General features: G+C 36.4%; 7 protein-coding genes. All 7 read left to right on the top strand.

Annotation, left to right across the window (positions count from 1 at the left end; all coding sequences use genetic code 11):
• Window positions 1–917: autotransporter domain-containing protein (locus AAX15_RS06910; protein ID WP_046939705.1), on the top strand; the 917-nt coding region annotated here is incomplete at its 5' end.
• 152 nt (window positions 918–1,069) lie between these two features.
• Window positions 1,070–1,984: a glycine--tRNA ligase subunit alpha gene (gene glyQ, locus AAX15_RS06905; protein WP_046939704.1), complete on the top strand. Its 915-nt coding sequence runs from the start codon at window positions 1,070–1,072 to the stop codon at window positions 1,982–1,984.
• Between the two features lie 50 nt (window positions 1,985–2,034).
• Window positions 2,035–2,295: a hypothetical protein gene (locus tag AAX15_RS06900; RefSeq protein ID WP_005707074.1), complete on the top strand. Its 261-nt coding sequence runs from the start codon at window positions 2,035–2,037 to the stop codon at window positions 2,293–2,295.
• Window position 2,296: 1 nt separating this feature from the next.
• Entirely contained in the window at window positions 2,297–2,677 is a 381-nt protein-coding gene (locus tag AAX15_RS06895; RefSeq protein WP_046939702.1) for a hypothetical protein, read from the top strand.
• Window positions 2,677–3,123 carry a hypothetical protein gene (locus AAX15_RS06890; protein ID WP_046939701.1) on the top strand — a complete coding sequence of 149 codons (447 nt, stop codon included), beginning with the start codon at window positions 2,677–2,679 and terminating at the stop codon, window positions 3,121–3,123. The genes AAX15_RS06895 and AAX15_RS06890 overlap by 1 nt, the downstream gene beginning before the upstream one ends.
• Window positions 3,124–3,132: 9 nt before the next feature.
• Entirely contained in the window at window positions 3,133–4,410 is a 1,278-nt protein-coding gene (locus tag AAX15_RS06885) for a histidine-type phosphatase (protein ID WP_046939700.1), read from the top strand.
• A gap of 138 nt (window positions 4,411–4,548) precedes the next feature.
• On the top strand, window positions 4,549–6,045 hold a 1,497-nt coding region (locus AAX15_RS06880), incomplete at its 3' end, for an anti-phage dCTP deaminase (RefSeq protein ID WP_052749720.1).

Raw genomic sequence — 6,045 nt, 5'->3', positions numbered from 1 at the left:
GACAACGTCAAGCTGAAGAGGAAAAACGTCTATCGGAAGCACAACGCAAGCAAAAAGAGCTTATTAGTCGTTATTCAAATAGTGCTCTTTCTGAATTGTCTGCAACGGTAAATAGCATGCTTTCAGTTCAACATGAACTTGATAGCGTTTTAATTTCGGATTCAGATTTTTCAGTATGGACGAATATTACGCAAGATAAAAAACGTTATGATTCAGATGATTTCCGTGCTTATCAACAAAATATGAATTTACGCCAAATTGGTGTTAAGAAAAAAGTTGAGAATGGACGGATTGGAGCAATTTTCTCACATGGTCGTGCTAATAATACCTTTGATGAGCAGATCTCCAATCAGATGGATCTCACGATGGTGTCAGCATTTGCACAATATCAATGGCATGATTGGCAATTGGGTATCAACGCAGGTTATGGAGTGAGTTCAAGTAAAATTTCAGGTGAACAAAGCCAAAAAATTCATCGTCGTGTGATGAGTTATGGTTTTAATGCGAACTATCAGTTCCGTTTAGGAGAATTAGGTGTTCAGCCTTATCTTGGTATAAATCGCCATTTTATTGAAGGAGAAAATTACCAATACGAAGGTGTAAATATCCAAACACCGAAAATAGCATTTAATAGCTATACTACAGGGGTTAAGGTAGATTACACCTTTACACCTGCTCAAGATGTGACAATTAAACCTTATTTCTCGGTAAATTATGTCGATGCGTCAAATGCTCGTGTACAAACTAAAGTCAATCAGGCGACTTTACAACAACAGTTCGGGCGTTATTGGCAAAAAGAATTGGGTGTAAGTGGTGAGATCTCGCATTTCCATATGTCGGTATATGCGACTCAATCTCAAGGTTCACAATTAAGTAAACAGAGAACAATTGGTGTGAAATTAGGGTATCGTTGGTAGCCTAAGATCTGTTCTTAAAGAGGCTTTTATGTTGTAACTGAAACAATGTAAAAGCCTCTTTTTTATTCTTTTCAACTGCATTTTTTCGCCTTTATCCGTTTTACGGATTCAAGTATAATACCAACATTTTTAATCACATTAGATCAACGATTATGAGCACAAAATTTAACGTAAAAACATTCCAAGGTATGATTTTAGCCCTGCAAGAATATTGGGCAAACCAAGGCTGCACCATTGTTCAACCGTTTGATATGGAAGTGGGCGCAGGTACCTCTCACCCAATGACCGCATTGCGCGCATTAGGTCCAGAGCCGATGGCATTTGCTTATGTGCAACCTTCACGCCGCCCGACGGACGGTCGTTATGGCGAAAACCCAAACCGTTTACAACACTACTACCAATTCCAAGTAGTGATCAAACCTTCTCCAGATAACATTCAAGAACTTTATTTAGGCTCGCTTGAAATGCTTGGTTTCGATCCGACCCAAAACGATATCCGTTTTGTGGAAGATAACTGGGAAAACCCAACCTTAGGTGCATGGGGGTTGGGCTGGGAAGTGTGGCTAAACGGCATGGAAGTGACTCAATTTACCTATTTCCAACAAGTGGGTGGCTTAGAATGTAAACCAGTAACAGGTGAAGTGACCTACGGTTTAGAGCGTTTAGCCATGTACATTCAAGGCGTAGATTCCGTTTATGACTTAGTTTGGTCTGACGGTCCATTAGGCAAAACCACTTATGGCGATGTTTTCCATCAAAATGAAGTTGAGCAATCAACCTATAACTTTGAACACGCAAACACAGATTTCTTATTCTACTGCTTCGATCAATACGAAAAAGAGGCACAAGAGTTATTAGCCTTAGAAAAACCATTACCATTGCCTGCTTATGAGCGTATTTTGAAAGCAGCACACAGCTTTAACTTGTTAGATGCACGTAAAGCAATTTCGGTAACCGAACGCCAGCGCTATATTTTACGCATTCGTGCATTAACTAAAGGTGTGGCGGAAGCCTATTATGCAAGCCGTGAAGCCTTAGGTTTCCCTGGTTGTAAAAATAAGGCTTAAACAAATTCACAAAAGTGCGGTGAAATTTGACCGCACTTCAGGAGAGCAAAATGAGTAAACCAATTCTTTTTTATGCAGAAACATGCCCAGATACCGCACCATTTGTCGCGGAGTTGGATCGCTTAGGCGTGGATTACGATGAAGTAGAAATTATGACTTCATTACCTAATCTCAAACAATTCATTCGTTTACGCGATAGTAATGCAGAATTTGATAACTCGAAAGCAAATGGCTATTTAGGTATTCCTGCGTTGTTATTACCAAATGGCGATGTTGTTTTAGATGAATCCAAATTAAAAGAGATTTTCTAAAGTGATAAAAAAAACGTTAGCTCTTGCAACTTCAGCGATGATTTTGACCGCTTGTAGCAATGCGCAACCACAAGCTGAAATGCCAACTGTGGGCGGTGAAACAGATGCTCACGGTTGCTTACCAAGTGCGGGACAGTCTTATTCTTATTTGAAAAAAGCCTGTGTACAAGTGTTTGATGTGGCGGATATTAAGCTAGACGATCCTGCGAATAAAACCCAAGCGGGTTATGGCATTCTTTCGGAAGATAAGCAACTGGTTGAAGTGTTTGCGTCTGATTTGCCTGAAAATACGATTTTAGATCTGGTAAAAGGCGGCTATATCTCAAAAGATGGTAAAGTGAGTTTAATGAAAACCAAGACAAGTTGGAAGATTCGTAAGTAATGAAGAAAGTCAGTTTTTTACAATTTTTATTTAAAATTGGCGATGACTATTTAATGTTTCTACGAAATTTAACGCCTGCAGTGTTATTTTTATCACTGGCATTATTTATGTTTTCTGAGCTGGATTGGGTACATTGGGGGTGGAGTGATGTACCAGTGCTGTTTTTATGCCTCGCTTCTGGATTTATTGCACTCAGCGTCATGGCAATAAATACTGTCGCTTTTGTACGCGAGATGCTGAAAACCTTAAGAACACTAAGCGGAGAGAGCGAACTTGATGAAAATATTGGTACGCTCGCATTATTTAAAATGCTCTGGGTGGAGAGCAACAGTAAACAACTAATCTTTTTTGCGGTAGTCAATATTGTTGCAGTATTTATGGTGTTAGTTTACGGCACCAAATATGCCTTGAATTTTTATAGCTCAATTTCAACATTAAATGATTAGGTCTCGAATATGAAAAAAATAACCCTAAAATTCACCGCACTTTTGCTTGGCTCAGCTTTAGCAAGTAGTGCGTTTGCAACAGAAAATGGTCAAACTTCCTCAAGTTCTGATTATGAATTAGAGAAAGTATTGATTTTCAGCCGACACGGATTGCGTTCACCAGTGGAAAAAGATCCGCAAGAAATGGCGAAATATTCCCCTTATGAATGGGCAAAATGGAATGTACCATCTGGCTATCTCACTGCAAAAGGGACGGTGCTAGAAACCTATTTCGGACAGTATTTAGGTCAATGGCTTGCAGATAAAGGGTTACTAACAACAGAACGTTGTGCATCGGGCGAAGGCATTTTTGCTTATGCAAATGGTGTGCAACGCACCATCGCAACAGGGCAAGCAATTGTTTCTGGTGCATTTGCGGGCTGTAATGTTCAACTGCAACATCACGGTAAAATTGGTTCAGAAAAAGATCCGATTTTTAAAACGCAAGCGCATAATCCAAGCAAAGCCTTGATTGAATCTGCAAAAAATAACGTTGATTTAACCGCTTTACAGCAAAAATTAGCGCCAAATTATGCGTTATTAAGTGAAATTATCGATTACAAAAACTCACCAAACTGCTTGCAAAAAGGCGAGTGTGATTTAGGTGGAAAAGTCGGTGAATACAGTATTAAAGACGGAAAGTCGGTCAAAATTACTGGCTCTATCAGCAAAGGAAAGAAAATTGTCAGTGCATTATTGCTCGCGCATTATGTGGGCAAGCCTGCTTCAGAAATCGCAAACGGTCGCGTGGATAGCCAAGAAAAATGGCGTGCAATTAACGAAATTAAAAACGAATATTACCGCACTTTATTTAAAAACAACGAAACGTTAGCACAAAATGCGTCATACCCGTTGTTAGCATTTATTCAGCAACAGCTAAATAGTGAAAACAAAATTAATTTATTGGTTGGACACGATTCGAATATTGTTGCGTTGCTTGCGGCACTAGGCGTTGAGCCTTATGAATTGAATGATTCATTAGAAAATATCCCAATCGGTGGCAAGTTACTATTTGAAGTGTGGAAGCACAAGCCAAGTGGTAAGCTCAAATTTAAGTTGGATTATGTGTATCAAACCACCGAACAGTTGATTAACATTACGCCATTAAGTTTAGCGACACCACCAAACCAAACAGCATTAACCCTCAAAGGTTGTGAAAAAGATGAACATGGTTTTTGTGATTATGAGCGTTTTCAACAGGTACTTATTGAGGGGATTGAGAACGGAAAGCGATTAGAAAACGAATAATATTTTAAAAATGTATCTATATTTATATCGAAGAATATATGGCAATTTTTCAAAAAAATATGTGTATAACAACGGTTTTATTTGGCATGAAAATGGTGAAAGAGCAGTTCCAATAAAATCTTTTAGAAGGAATTATTTATGAAAAAAGGAACCATAATCAGTGTTAATAGTGAGAAAAAGATTGCTAGATTAAAATCTGAAGATGGAAATGAATATCCATTCTTTAAATTTAATCTGTTAAAAAAGGAATTATGGGAAAAACTTGAGAATGGAATAAGTGTTACGTTTGAATTAGATAAAAGTAAAGGCGGTAAAGACTTTGCTAAAAATATAGATATTTTTCTAGAAGATAATGAGAAATATACTTTATTATTCAGTAATGATGAGTATTTACTTCCTGATTCAAAAATTAATGATAGTGAACTTATTATTGGAATTGTTAGTTCTGTTGGAACTCCTTCAGATAGGATTATAACTCCACTTAAAGATCGTTTAATTGGTTTTGGATATTCAGTAGAAGAAATCAGAGTGTCTCAATTTCTTCCATCAATAGAATCTCAAAATATAAATGGTGAATATGAACGTATTGCTTATTTTATGGAACAGGGAGATTTATTTAGAAAAAGTAGTAATAATAACTCTATTTTAGCTATAGCTAGTTCAGTTAAAATTAAGGAATTAAGAACTAAGAAGAAAACAAATAAAAATGCGTATATTATTAATTCTCTTAAACATCCAGATGAAGTTGAGCTTCTTAGAAAAATATATGGAGATGGATTCTATTTGTTTGGTATCCATTCAGATAAAAATAGCCGAAAAAAATATTTAGAAGAAGATAAGCATTGCTCTCCCGATAAAGCGGAAGAATTAATTAAAGTAGATGAAAATGAAGACAAAAAATATGGACAAAAAACAAGGGATACTTACCATTTATCTGACTTTTTTCTGAATTTAAGTGATAATGAAAGACAGGTAAAAAATACACTTCAAAGATTTTTAGATCTAATTTTCTCAGATCCGTATAAAACCCCAACATTTGATGAATATGCGATGTTTATGGCGTTTAATAGTTCTGTTAGATCCGCTGATCTTTCTCGTCAAGTTGGAGCCGTTATTAGTAATAATCAGCAAATCATTTCTAATGGGGCTAATGACGTACCTAAATTTGGTGGAGGGCTTTATTGGGCTGAAAAAGATAAATATGGAAAAGTATCTGATCAAGATTTAGGAAGAGATTATAAGCGTAATGTAGATCAAAACAAGCAAAGCCAAAGAAATATTATAGAAAATATTATTAAAAAAACTAAAGAAAAGAAACTTTTAACACTAGAAGATGAAATTGAAAAATTAAAATTAATTTTGAAAGAAAGTGAGATTTCTGATCTAACAGAATTTGGTAGAGTTGTTCACGCTGAGATGGAGGCTATTTTAGCTTGCTCACGGGAAGGAATTTCAACAAGAGGTACTACTTTATACTGTACAACATTTCCTTGTCATAACTGCGCTAAGCATATTATTGCAAGTGGAATAGTGAGAGTTGTATATGTTGAACCATACCCAAAAAGCAAAGCTCTTGAGTTTCATGATGATTCAATCAAGTTACAAACTAATTTGGATGATGATAAATCAGTAAAT

It is taken from the genome of Haemophilus haemolyticus (assembly GCF_001008275.1).
Taxonomy (GTDB): domain Bacteria; phylum Pseudomonadota; class Gammaproteobacteria; order Enterobacterales; family Pasteurellaceae; genus Haemophilus; species Haemophilus haemolyticus_P.
This window is presented reverse-complemented; position numbering and strand designations above follow the sequence as displayed.

Excerpts from the sequence above, each read along its gene's own strand:
- glyQ (WP_046939704.1), top strand. The coding sequence starts at position 1,070 with ATGAGCACAAAATTTAACGTAAAAACATTCCAAGGTATGATTTTAGCC.
- AAX15_RS06890 (WP_046939701.1), top strand. The coding sequence starts at position 2,677 with ATGAAGAAAGTCAGTTTTTTACAATTTTTATTTAAAATTGGCGATGAC.
- AAX15_RS06900 (WP_005707074.1), top strand. The coding sequence starts at position 2,035 with ATGAGTAAACCAATTCTTTTTTATGCAGAAACATGCCCAGATACCGCA.
- AAX15_RS06885 (WP_046939700.1), top strand. The coding sequence starts at position 3,133 with ATGAAAAAAATAACCCTAAAATTCACCGCACTTTTGCTTGGCTCAGCT.